Source organism: Piscibacillus salipiscarius, assembly GCF_042685285.1.
GTDB classification, from domain to species: Bacteria; Bacillota; Bacilli; order Bacillales; family Alkalibacillaceae; genus Piscibacillus; species Piscibacillus salipiscarius.
This window is the reverse complement of sequence record NZ_JBHUMZ010000008.1, coordinates 1-18,310: the sequence shown is the minus strand read 5'-3', so window position 1 is coordinate 18,310 and position 18,310 is coordinate 1. Positions and strand designations below refer to the sequence as shown.

Here is an 18,310-nt window from a genome sequence, read left to right as displayed (position 1 = left end):
TATGTTGTTTCACTCCCTTATCAATCCAAATACAATTTTATTAACTATTAAGAACCTGAAACAAAAGCAATTAATGATGAGATTCCCATATAAGTGAAAATCGCAAATACACCAATGGTAATGTAAGTCATAATAACTTGTGATCTTGGAGTTACTGTTAATCCCCAAGTTACGAAGAATGACCATAATCCATTAGCAAAGTGGAATACAGTTGAAATAACACCAACAATGTAGAACCAGAACATAAATGGTTCAGATAGAATTGTTGACATTAAATCGAAGTTAATCTCAGTTCCATAAATCGCATTCGCTAAACGTGTTTCCCAAACGTGCCATACAACGAAAATTAGCGTAATGATACCTGTAATACGTTGTAATACAAACATCCAGTTACGGAAATATCCAAATTTAAACGAATTTGGAGAAGCCGTAAACGCGATATAAACCCCATAGATTGCGTGGAATAATAGAGGTAAATAAATTACAACGATCTCTAATAATAGACGCAATGGTAGGCTTTCCATGAAATGCGCAGCAGCGTTAAAAGCTTCTGGACCATATGTAGAAAAGTAGTTTACAACCAGGTGCTGCATTAAAAATAATCCAACAGGTATGACACCTAATAAAGAGTGTAGCCTGCGATAAAAGAACTCACGGTTTTCCGCCATGTGTTACCCCCCTCGTTTTGTGTAAAATAATCTTTCTTAAAGACATTCATAAAAAGTAAACATGACATGTTATATTGTACTTCTAACAAATTAAAGCGTCAAGAAATCCTTACCAACAAACTGGCGTTTTTCTACATATTTCTACATAACGTTATTCTTGTTCATCCCCATTGTTTTCATTCAAGAAATACGTTTGGATATTCTCAGCTATGTTAGCAGGTATTCCTAGCTTTGCCATCTCATCAGTCGTAGCATTTTTAATGTTGTCGATTGAACCAAAGTGTTGGACTAATAAGCGTTTTCTCTTTGGTCCAATACCTTCGATCTCATCCAAACTAGATTGAATCGCACTCTTTCCTCTAAGTTGTCTATGAAATGAAATCGCAAAACGGTGCACTTCATCTTGAATTCGTTGAACTAGGTAAAACGATTGATCATTTCTTTTTAGTGGAACAGGCTCAGGTGGATCTCCATATAGTAATTCACTTGTTTTGTGCTTGTCGTCCTTTGCCAAACCACAAATAGGGATATCTAACCCTAGTTCATTTTCTAATACATCTTGTGCAGCTGACATCTGACCTTTTGAACCGTCCACCATGATTAAGTCAGGGAGTGGCTGTTGCTCTTTTAATACCCGTTTGTACCGCCTTCTAACCACTTCTCTCATCGTTTCATAATCATCAGGGGATTCTACAGTTTTAATCTTATATTTTCGGTAATCATTTTTCTTTGGTTTACCATCTACAAAAGATACCATTGCCGATACTGGATGAGTACCCTGGATATTAGAATTATCAAACGCTTCAATTCTGTGAGGGGTTTCTATATTTAGGATTTCACCTAACTTTTCAACTGCTTTAATCGTGCGTTCTTCGTCTTGTTCAATCAGTGAGAACTTTTCATTCAATGAAATTTGGGCGTTTTCCATTGCTAATTCTACTAGGTCCTTTTTCTTGCCTCTTAGTGGTGTTTTAACTTTTACCCCAAGGACTTCAGATAACAATTCCTTGTCACTACCTACTGGTAAATAAACTTCTTTAGGTTTAATATGGTTTGAATGCTGGTAAAACCTTGCTATATAACTAATAAATGATTCTTGAGCATCATTATAAAACGGGAATAATGACACATCGCGTTCTATTAATTTACCTTGTCTAATAAAGAATACTTGTACACACATCCATCCTTTATCAAAAGCAAAACCAAATACATCTCGATCAGTTAAATCTTGAAGATCCATTTTCTGTTTCTCCATGACACTTTCAATATGTTCAATCATATCGCGATATTCTTTTGCCTTTTCAAAGTCTAGATTTTCTGCAAATTGATGCATTTTTTCTGTGATTTCATGTTTGATTTCTTTATGTCCACCGCTTAAAAACGATGTAATCTTTTGAACCAATTGTTCATTTGTTTCCTTACTCACAGGATATTCACAAGGCCCCAGGCATTGATTAATATGGTAATATAGGCAAACACGCTTTGGCATCACATTACATTTCCTTAATGGATATAACCGATCTAACAGTTTTTTAGTTTCTCTAGCTGAATAGACATTTGTATAAGGACCAAAATATTTACCATTATCTTTTTTAACTTTTCTAGTTACGATAAGCCTCGGGTGTTCCTCGTTGGTAATCTTTAGGAATGGATAGCTTTTATCATCTTTAAGCATGACATTATATTTAGGGTCATACTTCTTTATCAAATTCATCTCTAAGATAAGCGCTTCCATCTCTGAAGATGTAACGATATATTCAAAATCATAAATTTCATTAACTAAACGTTGGGTTTTAAGATCATTGGCACTCGTGAAGTAAGAACGAACACGATTCTTTAATAATTTTGACTTACCAACGTAAATCACTTCACCTTTTTTACTTTTCATTAAATAGCAACCGGGCTTATCTGGTAAAATTGCTAATTTATCTTTAATGTGATCAGCCATCAATTAACACCTCATATTATGTGAGATAGCTCTATTTTATCATGAGTTAGGTAAAGCATAAAAAGAAGAGCCAACATCAGTTAGCTCTTCTTAGTTATTATGCATGTTTTTGTACGAATTGTTGTAGAGCATCTTTTGGCTGGAAGCCCATTGTTTGGTCAACTTTTTCGCCATCTTTGAATAAGATTAAAGTTGGGATGCTCATCACACCGTATTTTTGTGCTGTTTCTTGGTTTTCGTCAACGTCTAGCTTGACGATTTGTACTTGGTCGCTCATTTCTGAATCTAATTCTTCTAAAACAGGAGCGATCATTTTACACGGGCCACACCATGCTGCCCAGAAATCTACTAATACTAGACCATCTGAAATTTTTTCACCAAAATCTTGGTCAGTTGCTTTTACAATTGCCATAGTTAAATCCTCCTCAATTTCAATTGTATCGTAAGTATATCACGCTAAATCTTATCTTTGCCAATACTTTGTTTCTCATTACAATATATTGTTACACAATTATCAAACGTGCATTTAATTAATAAAGAATTATGTTGGTGGAAGACTCTTCGCTTTCCACGGGCAACGCTTCAGCCTCCTCGTGAGCTTCGGCTCACTGCGGGGTCTTCAGCTGTTGCTTTTCCCGTAGGAGTCTACGAGCCTCCACCAACATTTAACAATCCATATAAAAATTAACCTAAGCTCAAATAAAGAGTTCTTTACCTAACCTAAGGTAAAGAACTCTGAAAAATATTACTTAACTTGTAGTGCTTTTAGTTCTTCAGTTAGTTTAGGTACAACATCAAATAGGTCACCAACAATACCGTAGTCAGCTACATTAAATATGTTAGCTTCTGGGTCTTTGTTAATAGCTACGATTACTTTTGAGTTAGACATACCTGCTAAGTGTTGGATGGCACCTGAAATACCACAAGCAATGTATAAGTCTGGTGTTACGACTTTACCAGTCTGACCGATTTGTAATGAATAATCACAATAACCGGCATCACAAGCACCTCTCGATGCACCCACAGCAGCACCTAATACATCGGCTAATTCATGTAAAGGCTCGAAACCTTCTTCACTTTTAACACCACGTCCACCAGCTACAATGATGTTAGCTTCTGATAGATCAACACCATCAGATGCTTTGCGAACAACATCTTTAATGATTGTTCTTAGATCTTTAATATCGACATCTAGTGAAGAAACTTCACCTGAACGGCTTCCATCAATCTCAAGCGGCGCAATATTGTTCGGACGAATCGTAACAAATGTTTTTCCATCTTTAATGGATTTTTTCTCAAATGCTTTACCCGAATAAATTGGACGTAAGAACTGATCTCCTTCGATTCCAGTAATATCAGAAATTAGTCCGTTGTCTAGTTTACTTGCAAGTCTTGGTGAAAGATCTTTACCTGCTGAAGTATGACCCATTACTAAACCGTCTGGATCTTCCTGTTCAATAACGGCCATAGCTGCTTGAGTATATGCATCAGAAGTATAGTTAGATAGACTATCATGTGATACTGTCACAGCACGATCCGCGCCGTATTGGATCATTTGGTTTGCTGCATCTTCTAAATTTTCGTTACCTAATACAACTGCTACAACTTCTGCACTCTCATCAATTTGACGCGCAGCAGCAACTGTTTCAAAAGAAACGTTACGTATTTCACCATCTTTTAATTCTGCAAATGCTAATAGTTTAGTCATAATTCATTCTCCTTTCTACACCTGTCAAATTAAAGTACCTTTGCTTCAGTTCTAAGTAGTGATACAAGTTCTTTAACTTGTTCATCTGTCTCGCCTTCTAACACCTTACCAGCTTCTTTTTCAGGTGGAAGGAAAACGTCAACTGTTTCTGTTTTCGCTTCAACATCATCTTCATCAAGATCTAAATCGTCAATTTCTAATTCTTCTAATGGTTTCTTCTTAGCTTTCATAATACCTGGTAACGAAGGATAACGTGGTTCATTTAAACCTTGCTGACAAGTTACAAGTAGAGGTAGCGAAGTTTCGACTTTCTCTTCGTCACCTTCAACATCACGAACGATATTAACTGTATCGCCATCAATATTAAGTTCAGTAATTGTAGTAACATAAGGCATATCTAAACGGTCTGCTAATCTAGGACCTACCTGACCACTAGCCTCATCAATTGCCACATTACCTGCTAAAATTAAGTCAACATCCTTGTCTTCGAAATAAGCTTCAAGGATACGGGCTGTAGTATACTGATCCCCTTCTTCAAGGTCATCTTCAGTATTAATTAGAACTGCCTTATCGGCTCCCATTGCTAATGCTGTACGCAGTTGTTTTTCTGATTCTTCATCACCAACTGTTACGACTGTTACTTCTCCACCATGTTCATCACGAACTTTAATAGCTTCTTCAATCGCATATTCATCATATGGGTTTATGATGAATTCAGCACCATCTTCTTCAATAACCCCTCCGCTAATTTGAATTTTCTCTTCTGTGTCAAACGTTTTCTTCATTAGTACATAAATGTTCATAGGATTACCTCCTTCAAGTCTATTGATCTTTAAAATTAGGTTTACGTTTTTCTATAAATGCTGCAATCCCCTCTTTTGCATCAGAATTGCCGAACACTTTACCAAATTCGACAGACTCCGCCTCAACACCTTCTTTAAATTGAGAAGTTTGTGCAAATGGTAATAATTTCATAACGGCGTTGATTGAAGGACCACTCTTACTAGCAAATTTATTTGCTAGTTTCATAGAAAATGAATCTAATTCATCTTCTTCTACTGCATGATTTGCTAATCCTAAACTAGCGGCCACTTCACCACTTATTGGCTCACCAGTTAAAACCATTTCATAAGCTTTTGGTATTCCAACATATCTTGGTAACCTTTGGGTACCCGCGAAACCTGGTATGATTCCTAAGTTCAATTCAGGTAGACCTAGTTTTGCTTGCTTTGTCACTACTCTTACGTGACATGCCATCGCTAATTCAAGGCCACCACCAAGAGCGGCTCCATGAATTGATGCGATTACTGGAACATGAAAATGTTCTATCCTACTAAAAAGATCTTGTCCCTTTTTCGCAAGTGCTGCGTAATCGCTTTCACCTTGAAGTGTTGTAAATTCTTTAATATCTGCACCTGCGGAGAAAAACTTACCTTCACCTTTTAGTACAACCGTTTTAATCGTTGAATCTTTCTCAACCTCATCTAAAACAGTTGATAGGTCTTGAAGGATGCCTGATGATAAGGCGTTTGCTGGAGGGCTTTCAATTGTAACGATTGCTACATGTCCTTCCTTGTTCCAAGTTAAATGCTCCATCAAGACAACTCCTTATGTTTGATGTATTTTAAGGCCATTTGCAATGATGAAATGAACCTCTTTAGCTTGTTCGACTAGATCATATCTTTGCTCTTTCATCACCCAGTTTGTTACCACTTCATCAAGTGTACCAAAAATAACTTGACGCACTAATTTGACATTTAAATGAGAATGAAATGATCCATCTTCCATTCCTTCCTTAAGAATTTGATCCATTACTCTTAAGTATCCTTTTAAAACGTCATTAATCTTCATGCGTAATTCTTTTTTGGATTGCCTTAGTTCTAGCTGAGTAACAATGGCAAGTGAGGGATCCTCAGATAGCTGACGAAAATGCATCTCTATGAGATTGTAAAGCTTTTCATCAGCTGAATGATGATCGACAATAACATCTTCAATTCGTGAAATAAACTGCCCCATTTTTTCTTGAAAAACAGAAACAAGTATATCCTCTTTATTTTTGAAGTATAAATAAATTGTGCCATCTGCGACGCCAGCTCGCTTAGCAATCTTAGAAACCTGTGATGCGTGGTAACCATTTTCAGCTATAACTTCTACGGCTGCATCAATAATTTTTTTATATTTTGGTTTATTGTTCTTCATAATAGTACTCCTTGAAACTGAATGAATGGTCATTCACTTATCATAATATAAGCAAATTGAATTGCTGTCAACTAAGATGTTGAATTTGCCTCTTCTGTTTTCATTTTTTCTTTCTCTTCATCCACTAATTTTCTTCTAAGAATTTTTCCTACAGCTGTTTTTGGTAATTCTGTTCTAAATTCATATAGCTTCGGAACTTTAAACGCTGCTAGGTTCTCACGACAATATTGATTTAATTCTTCTTCAGTTAGTTGTTCGCCATCTTTTAATACAATATACGCTTTAACCGTTTCACCGCGATAAGGATCAGGAATTCCTGCGACAACTGCTTCTGCAATCGACTCATGCTCATAGAGTACTTCTTCAACTTCTCGCGGGTATATATTAAACCCACCTGCGATAATCATATCCTTTTTACGGTCAACTACATAGAAATAACCATCTTCATCCATGTATCCCATATCACCAGTTAATAACCAGCCATCTTTTAATGTGTTAGCTGTGTCATCTGGTCGGTTCCAATAGCCTTTCATAACTTGAGGTCCTTTAACGGCAATTTCACCAACTTCACCTATAGGTAATTCTTCTAGAGTGTCGGATTTAAAGATTTTCGCATCTGTATCAGGCCAAGGGAGTCCGATTGTACCTGCTCTTCTGTTTTCATAAATTAAGTTAGAATGGGTTACAGGGGATGATTCAGTTAATCCATATCCTTCAACCAATTTACCTCCAGTTACCTTCTCAAAACGTTGCTGAACCTCTACAGGCAGTGGTGCAGAGCCACTTAAACAAGCTTCTATTGAAGACAAATCATAATTTTTTAATTTAGGATGATTTAATAGCCCAATATAAATTGTCGGTGCACCCGGGAATAATGATGGTTTTTGCTTCTCTATTAATTTTAACACTGTATCAACATCAAACTTAGGTACTAATACCATCTTCTGAGCCATCATCACTGACAAATTCATAACAGCTGTCATACCGTACACATGGAAAAACGGTAATATTCCCAAAACGACTTCATTAGCATATTCAGCTTTATACACCCAATGACGAGACATTTGTGTATTCGAAACTAAATTCAAGTGTGTTAGCATAACACCTTTTGGAAAACCAGTCGTTCCACCTGTGTATTGTAAGAGAGCAAGATCTTCTTGGGGGTCTACGTCATAGGCTGTATAATCCGTACTCGCTTCTTCTAACATCTTCGTCCATACATGTGTATCCCCTTTATGTTCTGGTTTTACAACGATGTTATATTCTCTTTTTTGAATGAAAGGATAAACTAAATTTTTGGGAAAAGGCAAGTAATCTTTGATACCGGTTACAATAATGTGTTCTAAATCTGTATCATCTTTTACATTATTCGCTCTAGGTAACAAAATATCTAAACAAACTAGGAATTTTGCACCAGAGTCTTTTAACTGGTATTCCAATTCACGTTCCGTGTATAACGGGTTGGTTTGAACCACAACTGCTCCACCTAACAGTGCACCATAGTACGATATAACGGATTGTGGTGTGTTCGGAAGCATGATCGCAACGCGGTCACCTTTTTCTAATCCAAGTCCTTGCAGATAACTTGCGAATTTCTTTGCAGAGTTAAAAACCTCTTCATAAGTTAACTCTTTCCCCATAAAATGAATAGCCACTTTATCCGGAAACTTCTCTGCAGCATCTTTTAAGAAATCCTGTAAAGGTCTTTTGTCATATTCAATAGACCTAGGAACCTCTTCAGGATAGTTCTTAAACCACGGTTTTGATAAATCTACCCCCACTATTAACAGCCTCCTTTAGTATATACTAATTAATATTATAAACAATAATTCGACAAAATTAAAATAATTATTCTAATTATCAGATAAAAAACAAATATAAAAAAGTAGTTCACGAGACCTATAAACCTTACTGTGCTTCGTGAACTACTTTAATATTAGCTATAAATTAAAAAGATGACCCCAACAATGATGAATACGATTGCAACAACCATTAACACCTTTGCCAATGTTTCCATAAAATATTTACCTCATTTCATACATATGCCATTCTCTAACTAATTAGACTATTTAAGTTCTAAAATTGTAACACCACTTCCACCTTCATTTGGATGGCCAAATCGTTTTCCTTTAACTGAACGGTGTTCATCTGCAAAATTTTGAACAGCCTTCATAAGAGCTCCGGTTCCTTTACCGTGTATAATAGAGACTTGATGATAATTAGCTAATAACGCTTCATCTAAATATTTCTCTAAACGTTGAAGTGCATCTTCATAGCGTTCCCCTCTTAAGTCTAATTCAGGCTTCACATGATAAGCACTACCTTTAACCGATGCAACTGGCTTTGTTTTTAAAGGATCTGGCCTTTTGATAAACTCAAGTTGTTTAGTAGGTACTTTCATTTTTAATATACCAAGTTGTACTTCATACTCATGATCATTTTTTTGTTCTACAATGTGGCCGTTTTGGTTAAATGAGAGAACATGAACTTCATCTCCTGGCTGAAACTGATGAATCGTTTTAGATTCCTTCCTAGGCTCATTTTCCTTGTCTTTAAATTGTTCTTTCTGATCTGATAATTTCTTTTTCGCATCAATAAAGTGATGCTCTTTCACTTGAGCTTGATCTTTCATTGACCGAATTTCTTCTAGTATGGCCTCCGCTTCATCCTCTGCTTTATCAACAATCGTGCGTGCTTTTTCTTTAGCCTTACTCATATGCTGTTCTTTATGTTTAATATATTGTTCGTACTCTCGTTTTAAACTATTGTGTAGTTCTTGTGCTTCAATTAAATATTGATTGGCTTCTTCAAATCGGCTTTCTGCCTGACGCCTTGATTGATCAAGCGAAGTAATCATATTTTCAACCGATCTTGAATCTTCATTAACCATTGATTTGGCCTTTTCGATAATACCTTCACTCAATCCTAATCGCTTAGAAATATCAAACGCATTACTACGTCCTGGTACACCTAGTAATAGTCGGTATGTTGGTTTTAACGTCTGTACATCAAATTCAACCGAAGCATTAATCACATCTTCGCGATTATAACCATAAGCTTTGAGTTCTGGATAGTGTGTCGTCGCAATCACTCGTGCTTGTCGTTCAATCACATAATCCAAAATTGCCATCGCAAGTCCAGCACCTTCTTGAGGATCTGTACCTGCGCCTAACTCATCGAACAGCACTAACGAATTATGGTTAACATCTTCTAATATTTGAACAATGTTACTCATATGTGAAGAAAACGTACTTAAGCTTTGTTCAATTGATTGTTCATCACCAATATCCGCAAAGACATGATCAAATACAGCTAACTCACAACCATCCAAAGCAGGTATTTGTAAGCCAGATTGAGCCATTAACGTGCAAAGACCTACCAGCTTCAAAGTGACTGTTTTACCACCTGTGTTCGGTCCAGTAATAACAATTGCTGTGTAATCTTGTCCAATTTCAATATCATTACTAACGACCTCATCGTTTGAAATGAGAGGGTGCCTTGCTTGCTGCATTTTAATAAACCCGTTTTGGTTCATTTTCGGTTTAGCTGCTTTAAGCTGTCTTGATAATTTACCTTTTGCTACGATGTAATCAATTTTTTGAAGAAGGTCGACATTATGTCTTAATTCTTCTGAGTCAGCCTGAACGTAACTCGTCAGTTCTCGTAAAATTTTCTCAATCTCTTGCTCTTCAGCAAGTCTTGCTTCTTGTAATTTATTATTTAAGTCGACGACTGCTTGAGGTTCTATAAATAACGTTTGTCCTGACGCTGATTGATCATGAACAATACCCCCAAAAGATGACCGATATTCCTGTTTAACTGGTAACACATAACGGTCATTACGAATCGTTACAATGGAGTCTGATAACATATTACTTTTTGATTTAGTAAAAGAATCTAGTTGGTCACGTACACGACTTTCATAAGTTCGAATTTGATTTCGAATTGTTCTAAGCTTACTAGATGCCCCATCCATAATGTGACCATGATCATCAACGCAATTTTTAATTGAACGTTCTAGCTGATTTAACGTCACAAGCTCATCTATATAGCCTTTTATAATTGGTAGTGACTCTTCCTCTAAACTTTCGATAAAACTCTGTAACTGTTTGACGGCATATAACATATTAGCGACACTCATTAATTCATTAGCAGTTAAGGTCCCGCCAATTTCAGCTCGTTTAATCGCTGGTCTTATATCACTTATTCCGCCTAAGGGTACATGACCTTTTAAACGCAAAATCGTTACCGCTTCATCCGTTTCCTCTTGCCACTGAACAACTTCATCTAAATTAGTTGACGGGAATGTTTTTAAAGCGAGCTCTTTACCTAAGCTTGTAGCTGCATGTCCTTCTAGCCACTCTTTTATTTTCTTAAATTCTAATTGATTAAGGATTTTTTCATTCACTGTTAATCACCTTTTTTCTGCTTTAAAAAACCTAACAATTGATCTAAATTCCACGTATTAACGACAGAGTCTTTCATAATCATACCTTTGCGTGCAGCTTGTACTCCTATTTTCATATCATCTAACATTTTAAAATTATGAGCATCTGTATTAATGGCTATTTTAGCTCCTTGATCTTGCGCAACTTTTAACCAATCCCAAGATAAATCTAAACGATTTGGGTTCGCATTTAATTCAATAATGGTGTTCGTTTCGGCAGCACGTTTAATAAACTGTTCTAAGTTTACAGAATAACCATTTCTTTTTCCAATCAATCGACCTGTTGGATGAGCAATCATATCTACGTATGGGCAATCGATTGCTGCCATTAGACGCTCCATGATTTTCTCTTCAGACTGGTTAAAGCTTGAATGAATGGATGCGATCACAAAATCTAGTTGACTTAAGAAATCTTCACTAAAGTCTAATTCTCCATTTGGTAATATATCCATCTCAATTCCAGAGAGAATAGTTAAATCAGAATGGCTTTCATTCCACTCTTTAATTTTGGCCTGCTGCTCTAATATTCGTTTTTCGTTAAGACCATTAGCAACGCGTAAAAACTTAGAGTGATCCGTAATAACGATATACTCATAACCTCTTTCAATAGCTTTCTTTGCCATTTCATCGATAGATTGTGCACCATCACTCCAAGTAGTGTGCATATGGAGGTCACTACGAATATGTTGTAAATCAACCAATTCAGGTAGGGAATTAAGTTCACACTCTTCTCCAGTCTCCCGTACTTCTGGTGGAAGGTAAGGTAGATCTAGAAACTCGAAAAAATCTTTCTCAGTTAAAAATGTGTGAATTTTCCCCGATTCGGATTCTTCAATACCGTATTCACTTATTTTATAGCCCTTATCTTTAGCAATACGTCTCATTTCAACGTTATGATCTTTAGAGCCTGTAAAATGGTGTAAGGTTGTAATAAAGTGATCTGGCTCAATTAATCTAAAATCTACAGATAAGTTCCATTCTCCATCGACCAACACAGTCACTTTAGTCGTTCCTTTAGAAACAACTTCTATAACATTCGGTAATTGAACAAGTTGTTCTGCTACTTGTTCTGGTTGTTCAGTTGCAACAATAAAATCAAGATCCTTAACTGTTTCTTTTAACCTACGCAGTGAACCAGCAATGGAAAAATCTAATATATGGTTCATCTGTCTGAGCCTAGCTTCAATTTCCTCTTTAATTGGAATAACATAAGAGACCGGTAGTCGCTCTGGACGTAATTGAGCGTCGTCTAAAGCTTTTAGAATCTTCTCAACTGATTTTTTCCCAAATCCACTCATCGTCTCAACTTCACCGTTTTCACACGCTTTACGCAACGTCGCTTCGTCGATGACGCCAAGCTCTTGATACAATCTAGAAAGCTTTTTCCCGCCAAGACCCTGTATTTTTAAAAGAGGAATCAACCCTTTCGGAACCTCTTCAGTTAACTTACTTAATGTTTCTGTTTGACCATTGTTAATAAACTCTTCAATGATCGCTTTGGTTCCTTTACCAATTCCAGATAAAGCACCAAAATCATCAATTTCATTTAAGGAGCGGTCGTCCCTCTCCAACGCTTGAGCTGCTTTTCGGTAAGCTGATATTTTAAAGGCGTTCTCACCTTTTAGTTCTAAGTAAGTCGCAATTGTCTCTAAATGTTTAATTACCTGTTTTTTATCCATTTATAGTAACCACCTTTAATTTTAGCGATAACTACCTACGCTCATTTTATAGTCGAAACTAGTTCAAAACAAATCATACACAAAAGAAAGAGGTTGACTCACCATGATGAGTTAACCCCTCTTTGATCAGTTTACGGTTGTAAACCATTTATCTTTTAATTGTTCCGAAATAACCGGAGTTTGTTCGATCATAAATGTTGCAAGAGCAGAGTCGTTAACTAAATCTTGAACCATTCCTACAGGAACAAGTGATGCAAAGAATAAAATTACAAATAAAATGACATACATTTCTACAAAACCTAAAATCGCACCAAGTAAATTATTCACACTGTTTAAGATGGGGAGGTGAGCAACAAAATCTAGCAAATTGGCTATAATTTGCATAACAATTTTGACCACCATAAAAATAACGATAAACGCAACCGCGTTATAGAAAGCATATTCTAAATCTACTGAATTAAATACTTCTCCCCAGAAAGATTCTTCACTTAATTCAGGATATGGAATCCACAGCTCCAGGTGAGCACCTAAATCTCTAAAATACATTAATGCGATCACAAAAGCTACGATAAAACCAGTAATATGTAGTATTTGTAAAATGAATCCTCTTTTTAAGCCAATTAAAAAACCTAATATTAATAGTATTAAAAGTATTAAGCTAACCATTTTATCGTCTGTTTTTCTTCCTTTCTTTCTGTACTAGTGCGTTGTATTCTTCTTTTAATTTTAAATAATCACTCATGGTATTTAGAGCAGTTAGTACAGCTAATTGTGATGTATCTAAAGAAGGCTTCACATAACGTAGCTCTTCCATTTTCTGATCCACAAGGCTTGCGACCATTTTAATATGTTCAGTAGACTCTTCACCGACAACAGTAAATTTACGATTACTTATTTCGACTGTGATTCTATTTTTGCTTGACTCTGACATCACGAGTCCTCCTCAAATACATTTCTATTCCATATAGTAACACGTTTTAATAGAATTGGGAAAGTAGATTATAAGGATTCATAGATATTGGCACAATGATATAATAAGAATAGCACAAACAAAGGAGCAAAAATATGGGACAAACTGTTATTAAACTAAAACCAGAAGAAATGAAAAGATTAGTTAACCACTATTCACCTTACCGTGAATCTAATAAGCCACCTTATTCAGTGCTCAGCGCTACACTAAACGGTTGCAAAATTACAGCTTATGAATCCGGCAAAGTTATGTTCCAAGGTGCTGATCATCATAAGGAAGCGAGTAAATGGGGAACGAGTAGTAAAACTAACTCTAAATCAGCTAAAACACCGACAAAAAATGTTCCAGATTTTATAAATCGAGATCACATCGGATCTGATGAGGCGGGTACAGGTGATTATTTCGGACCCATCACAGTAGCGGCTGTATACGCAACTGAAAGGCAACAGGCTTTACTAAGAGAATTAGGTGTTAAAGACTCCAAAACCATGAAAGACCCAACCATAAAATCAATTGTTAAAGATATTTTAAAAACAGATATCGTTTATAGCTCACTCACGTTAAATAATGAAAAATATAATAAATTACAGCGCCGTGGGTGGTCTCAAGGACGAATGAAAGCTTGGATGCATCATCACGCAATAAAAAATGTATTAAATAAGTTAGACGGTTCCATTAATCCAAGCGGTATTCTAATAGACCAGTTCTGCAAGCCTGAAATTTTTCATAATCACGTTAAAGCAACAGGGGAAACGTCTCATACTGGATTAACCTTTATGACGAAAGCAGAGAGCTACTCAACGTCCGTTGCAGCTGCTTCTATGATTGCGAGATATCGATTTATTTATGAAATGAACCGGCTCTCAAAAGATGTTGGCTTTGAACTGCAAAAAGGAGCCTCAAAAGTCGTTGACCAGCAAATTAAAAGAATTATTGATATAAAAGGTCAAAATTACTTAAATCAAGTTGCGAAAGTACATTTTGCAAATACTCAAAAAGCTCAAGCAAAATAATATAAAAGAGAAACACCTATCAACTATTTTTCAAGTTTCTGATAAGTGTTTCTCTTATTTTATACATTAACCTCTTAGCACTGCATTGTATTCATTTTCTAAATGTTTAACAATCGCATGTCTTGCTTCCTCAATTTCTTCATCTTTAAGTGTACGGTCATCATTCTGGAAGAGTAAATTAAAGGCAATTGATTTCTTACCTTCTTCCATATGCTCACCTTGATAAACATCAAAGACACGTACCGACTCTAAATGAGGCTGACCTTGATCAAGAATCGCTTTTTCTAATTGTTTAGCTGGTAGTTCACGATCAACGACGAACGCTAAATCTTGAGCAATCGCCGGATACTTCGTAATCATACGATAAGATTCTTGACCAGTAACCGCGTTTAATACACGATCTAAATTTAAATCGAATACATAAGTTTCATCTAAATCATACTCTTTTTGTACTGAAGGATGGAGTTGGCCAACATAACCAATGACCTCTCCATTTAGTTTCATTAGTGCCGTACGACCTGGGTGCATACGCTCTAATTCAGCTTTTTCAAACACAACTTCGTCATCTAATAAATGGTTAAATAAACCTTCTAAGATGCCTTTGATCACAAAGAAATCAACTGGTTTCTTTTCACCTTGCCAAGGGTGGTTTTCCCATAGACCTGTCACAGCAGCTGCCACTCGTATGTTTTCGGAAGGTTGTTCACCCTTTTGTTCTTGTAAATAAATGGAGCCGACTTCATAAAGTGCGACATTATATTGGTTCCTTGCAACATTATGCTGAACACTTGATAATAGCTCAGGTAAGGCACTTAATCTTAGATGGCTGTGTAAATCTGTCATAGGCAGTGCTAAGCCGACTGGTTCATAACCTTGATTCTTAATTTCTGGGCTAACAAATTGATTAGACCATTCTTCTTTTGTAAGTGAATAAGTTAAAGATTCATTCAGACCTGCTTTTTGTAAATAATGGTTCACTTCTCTAAGCAGTTTCTGGCGTTTTGTTAGGCCACCTTGTTTCATCACCCCAACTGGTAATGTATATGGAATACGATCGTAACCATATAATCGTGCTATTTCTTCTACCATATCTTCTTTGATAGCAATATCCTGTCTGCGTGCTGGAGCTTTCACCGTGAATGTTTCGCCATCCACTTCAAAATCAAATCGTAATCGTTCTATAATATTTTTCATTTCATCAACTGTAATGTCCGTACCGATTTTTTGATTAATTTCTTTAGCATTAAACGTTACAGTCTCAGGTGTCCAATCAGTAGATCCTGCTTCAACTAGTTCACCGAGTACTTTCCCTCCAGCGACTTCAACTAATAGTTCAGCTGCTCTTGTCGCTGCTTCTTTAACACGAGTTATGTCAATTCCTTTTTCAAAGCGCGCACTTGCTTCGCTTCGTAGTCCATGATCTTTAGAACCTTGACGAACAACCCCTGGGTTAAAGTATGCTGCTTCAAGAAGAATCGTTGTAGTATTATTTTGAACTTCCGAATCTTCTCCGCCCATAACACCAGCAATTGCATGGGCTTCATGACCATTAGTAATGACAAGGTGGTTGGATGATAATGTACGTTCTTCTCCATCTAACGTCTTAATAGTCTCACCGTCTTGGGCCATTCGTGTGACAACCTTTTTAGAGCCAAATCGATCATAATCAAATGCGTGCAACGGCTGGCCATATTCCATTAAAACATAGTTCGTTACGTCTACTACATTATTAATTGGGCGGATACCTGCACTTATTAATCGATTTTGTAACCAAAGCGGTGATGTTTGTATGTTAAGGTCCCTAATAATCCATGCACCATAATACGGATTAGCCTTCTCATCTTGAATCTCAACTGAAACATACTCACTTGAAAGCTCCTGTTCCATGAGTACATCTGGTTCAGGCAGTTTTATCTCTTTTTCATAAATAGCTGCAACCTCATAAGCGACACCAATCATACTTAAGCAATCAGATCGATTTGCTGTCAGTTCAATCTCAATAATTTCATCATCAAGATTTAATAATGGGCACGCCCGCTCCCCAGCATTAACCTCTTCGTTAAAGACATAAATACTATTTTTAAATTCTTCTGGTACATTTTTTTCATCAAAGCCTAACTCTTGTAGAGAGCAAATCATACCTTCTGATGCTTCACCACGCAGTTTAGCTTTTTTAATTTTCATGCCACCCGGCAAGCGTGCTCCAGGCTTAGCAACAATAACATGCTGACCTTCTGACACATTCGGAGCTCCACATACGATTTGTGAAAGCTCACCTTCTCCAACATCCACCTGACACAGGTTTAATTTGTCTGCATTCGGATGCTGAACACATTCCTTAACATAACCTACGACGATTTTGTCATCATTTAAAATAGGTCCTCTAACCTCTTCTACCTCGAGCCCACTCTTTGTCATTGCCTCAGCTAAATCATGAGTATTAATTTCATCTAAATCAATGTATTGTTCTAACCATTTTCTTGATACTAACATCTCTTATTCACTCCTCCCTTATACCCCATGGAATTGCTTTAAGAATCGAACATCATTCGTGTAGAAATGACGAATGTCTTCAACACCATACTTCAACATGGCAATTCTCTCTGGACCCATTCCAAAAGCAAATCCTGAATATTTCTTTGAATCAAAGCCTGCCATTTCAAGTACATTTGGATGAACCATACCTGCTCCCAAAATTTCGATCCAGCCTGAACCTTTACATACAGAACAACCTTCGCCGTGACAAATTTTACAAGAAATGTCCATCTCAACAGACGGTTCTGTAAAGGGGAAAAAGCTCGGGCGCAGGCGAATGGCACGATCCTCGCCAAACATGTGTTTAGCAAACGTATTTAATGTACCTTTCAGATCACTCATCCGAATATTTTCATCAACGTATAACCCTTCAATTTGCGTGAACTGGTGTGAGTGCGTGGCATCATCTGTATCACGGCGATACACTTTACCAGGACAAATAATTTTTACTGGACCTTGGCCCTCATGCTTTCTAAGTGTACGCGCTTGAACTGGTGAAGTTTGAGTACGCATTAATAATTCTTCCGTAATAAAGAACGTATCTTGCATATCACGAGCAGGGTGGTTCTTAGGTAAATTTAGTGACTCAAAGTTATAGAAGTCCGTCTCGACTTCCGGACCTTCCGCAACCGCGTAACCCATACTTGTAAATAGATCTTCAATATTACGAATCACATTTCTTAATAAATGTGGTCCACCTGCTTGAACGGGACGACCAGGTAGCGTGACGTCAATTGATTCTTCTTTTAGTTGTTGTTCTAATGCAGCTTGTTCTAATTTAGTTTGTTTGCTCTCTAATGCTTCAGTTATTTCGTCTCGTACTTCATTAGCTAATTGCCCTATAACGGGACGTTCCTCTTTTGAAAGCTTCCCCATCCCTTTTAAAACTTCAGTTATTTGACCTTTTTTCCCTAAGAAATAAACTCTCACGTCTTGAAGCTTTTTTTCATCAGCAGCAGATTGGATTTGTTCCAACGCTTCATTTTTAATTTCTTTTAATCGTTCTTTCACCCTTGATCCTCCTCATATTTTTATTCCAAGTAAATATCCGCCCGTAGAACGGGCGGTTTTAGTTTCGCCCTATAAGGGCACATTACCAACATGCCCCTAAAGGGGCTTTTTTAATGACCGTCAACCGTTTAA

General features: G+C 36.7%; 15 protein-coding genes. 1 reads left to right on the top strand and 14 read right to left on the bottom strand.

Features of this window, described 5'->3' with window-relative positions; translation table 11 throughout:
• Positions 1–47 precede the first annotated feature (47 nt).
• The 12 genes from ACFSW4_RS01395 to zapA form a co-directional block, all read right to left on the bottom strand.
• Entirely contained in the window at positions 48–668 is a 621-nt protein-coding gene (locus tag ACFSW4_RS01395) for a succinate dehydrogenase cytochrome b558 subunit (protein WP_054753498.1), read from the bottom strand.
• 151 nt (positions 669–819) lie between these two features.
• Positions 820–2,616: an excinuclease ABC subunit UvrC gene (gene uvrC, locus ACFSW4_RS01390; RefSeq protein ID WP_377326989.1), complete on the bottom strand. Its 1,797-nt coding sequence runs from the start codon at positions 2,614–2,616 to the stop codon at positions 820–822.
• Between the two features lie 97 nt (positions 2,617–2,713).
• Positions 2,714–3,028 carry a thioredoxin gene (trxA, locus tag ACFSW4_RS01385; RefSeq protein WP_054753499.1) on the bottom strand — a complete coding sequence of 105 codons (315 nt, stop codon included), beginning with the start codon at positions 3,026–3,028 and terminating at the stop codon, positions 2,714–2,716.
• Between the two features lie 333 nt (positions 3,029–3,361).
• Complete coding sequence (locus ACFSW4_RS01380; RefSeq protein ID WP_054753501.1) at positions 3,362–4,324, bottom strand: electron transfer flavoprotein subunit alpha/FixB family protein; 963 nt, start codon at positions 4,322–4,324, stop codon at positions 3,362–3,364.
• Positions 4,325–4,353: 29 nt separating this feature from the next.
• Positions 4,354–5,127 carry an electron transfer flavoprotein subunit beta/FixA family protein gene (locus tag ACFSW4_RS01375; RefSeq protein WP_377326987.1) on the bottom strand — a complete coding sequence of 258 codons (774 nt, stop codon included), beginning with the start codon at positions 5,125–5,127 and terminating at the stop codon, positions 4,354–4,356.
• A 19-nt stretch (positions 5,128–5,146) separates the two neighbouring features.
• A complete protein-coding gene (locus ACFSW4_RS01370; RefSeq protein WP_054753503.1) occupies positions 5,147–5,920 on the bottom strand; it encodes an enoyl-CoA hydratase in 774 nt (257 codons plus the stop codon).
• Positions 5,921–5,932: 12 nt separating this feature from the next.
• Positions 5,933–6,523, bottom strand: a complete 591-nt coding sequence (locus tag ACFSW4_RS01365) for a TetR/AcrR family transcriptional regulator (protein WP_377326985.1) — start codon at positions 6,521–6,523, stop codon at positions 5,933–5,935.
• Between the two features lie 71 nt (positions 6,524–6,594).
• Positions 6,595–8,304: a long-chain-fatty-acid--CoA ligase gene (locus ACFSW4_RS01360; RefSeq protein ID WP_377326983.1), complete on the bottom strand. Its 1,710-nt coding sequence runs from the start codon at positions 8,302–8,304 to the stop codon at positions 6,595–6,597.
• A gap of 284 nt (positions 8,305–8,588) precedes the next feature.
• On the bottom strand, positions 8,589–10,931 hold the full coding sequence (locus ACFSW4_RS01355) for an endonuclease MutS2 (RefSeq protein ID WP_377326981.1): 2,343 nt from the start codon (positions 10,929–10,931) through the stop codon (positions 8,589–8,591).
• 2 nt (positions 10,932–10,933) lie between these two features.
• On the bottom strand, positions 10,934–12,649 hold the full coding sequence (gene polX, locus ACFSW4_RS01350; protein WP_377326979.1) for a DNA polymerase/3'-5' exonuclease PolX: 1,716 nt from the start codon (positions 12,647–12,649) through the stop codon (positions 10,934–10,936).
• Positions 12,650–12,775: 126 nt separating this feature from the next.
• Positions 12,776–13,315 (bottom strand): CvpA family protein, encoded by a 540-nt coding sequence (locus tag ACFSW4_RS01345; RefSeq protein ID WP_377326977.1) that lies wholly within the window; start codon positions 13,313–13,315, stop codon positions 12,776–12,778.
• Position 13,316: 1 nt separating this feature from the next.
• A complete protein-coding gene (gene zapA, locus ACFSW4_RS01340) occupies positions 13,317–13,580 on the bottom strand; it encodes a cell division protein ZapA (RefSeq protein WP_054753505.1) in 264 nt (87 codons plus the stop codon).
• A gap of 134 nt (positions 13,581–13,714) precedes the next feature.
• Between zapA and rnhC the strand changes: the two genes are divergently transcribed.
• Positions 13,715–14,632 (top strand): ribonuclease HIII, encoded by a 918-nt coding sequence (gene rnhC / locus ACFSW4_RS01335; RefSeq protein WP_377326975.1) that lies wholly within the window; start codon positions 13,715–13,717, stop codon positions 14,630–14,632.
• 66 nt (positions 14,633–14,698) lie between these two features.
• Here the strand turns inward: rnhC and pheT are convergent, their stop codons facing one another.
• Positions 14,699–17,125, bottom strand: coding sequence for a phenylalanine--tRNA ligase subunit beta (gene pheT / locus ACFSW4_RS01330; RefSeq protein ID WP_377326973.1), 2,427 nt, complete (start codon positions 17,123–17,125; stop codon positions 14,699–14,701).
• Positions 17,126–17,143: 18 nt separating this feature from the next.
• Complete coding sequence (gene pheS / locus ACFSW4_RS01325; protein ID WP_377326971.1) at positions 17,144–18,178, bottom strand: phenylalanine--tRNA ligase subunit alpha; 1,035 nt, start codon at positions 18,176–18,178, stop codon at positions 17,144–17,146.
• Positions 18,179–18,310: the final 132 nt, after the last annotated feature.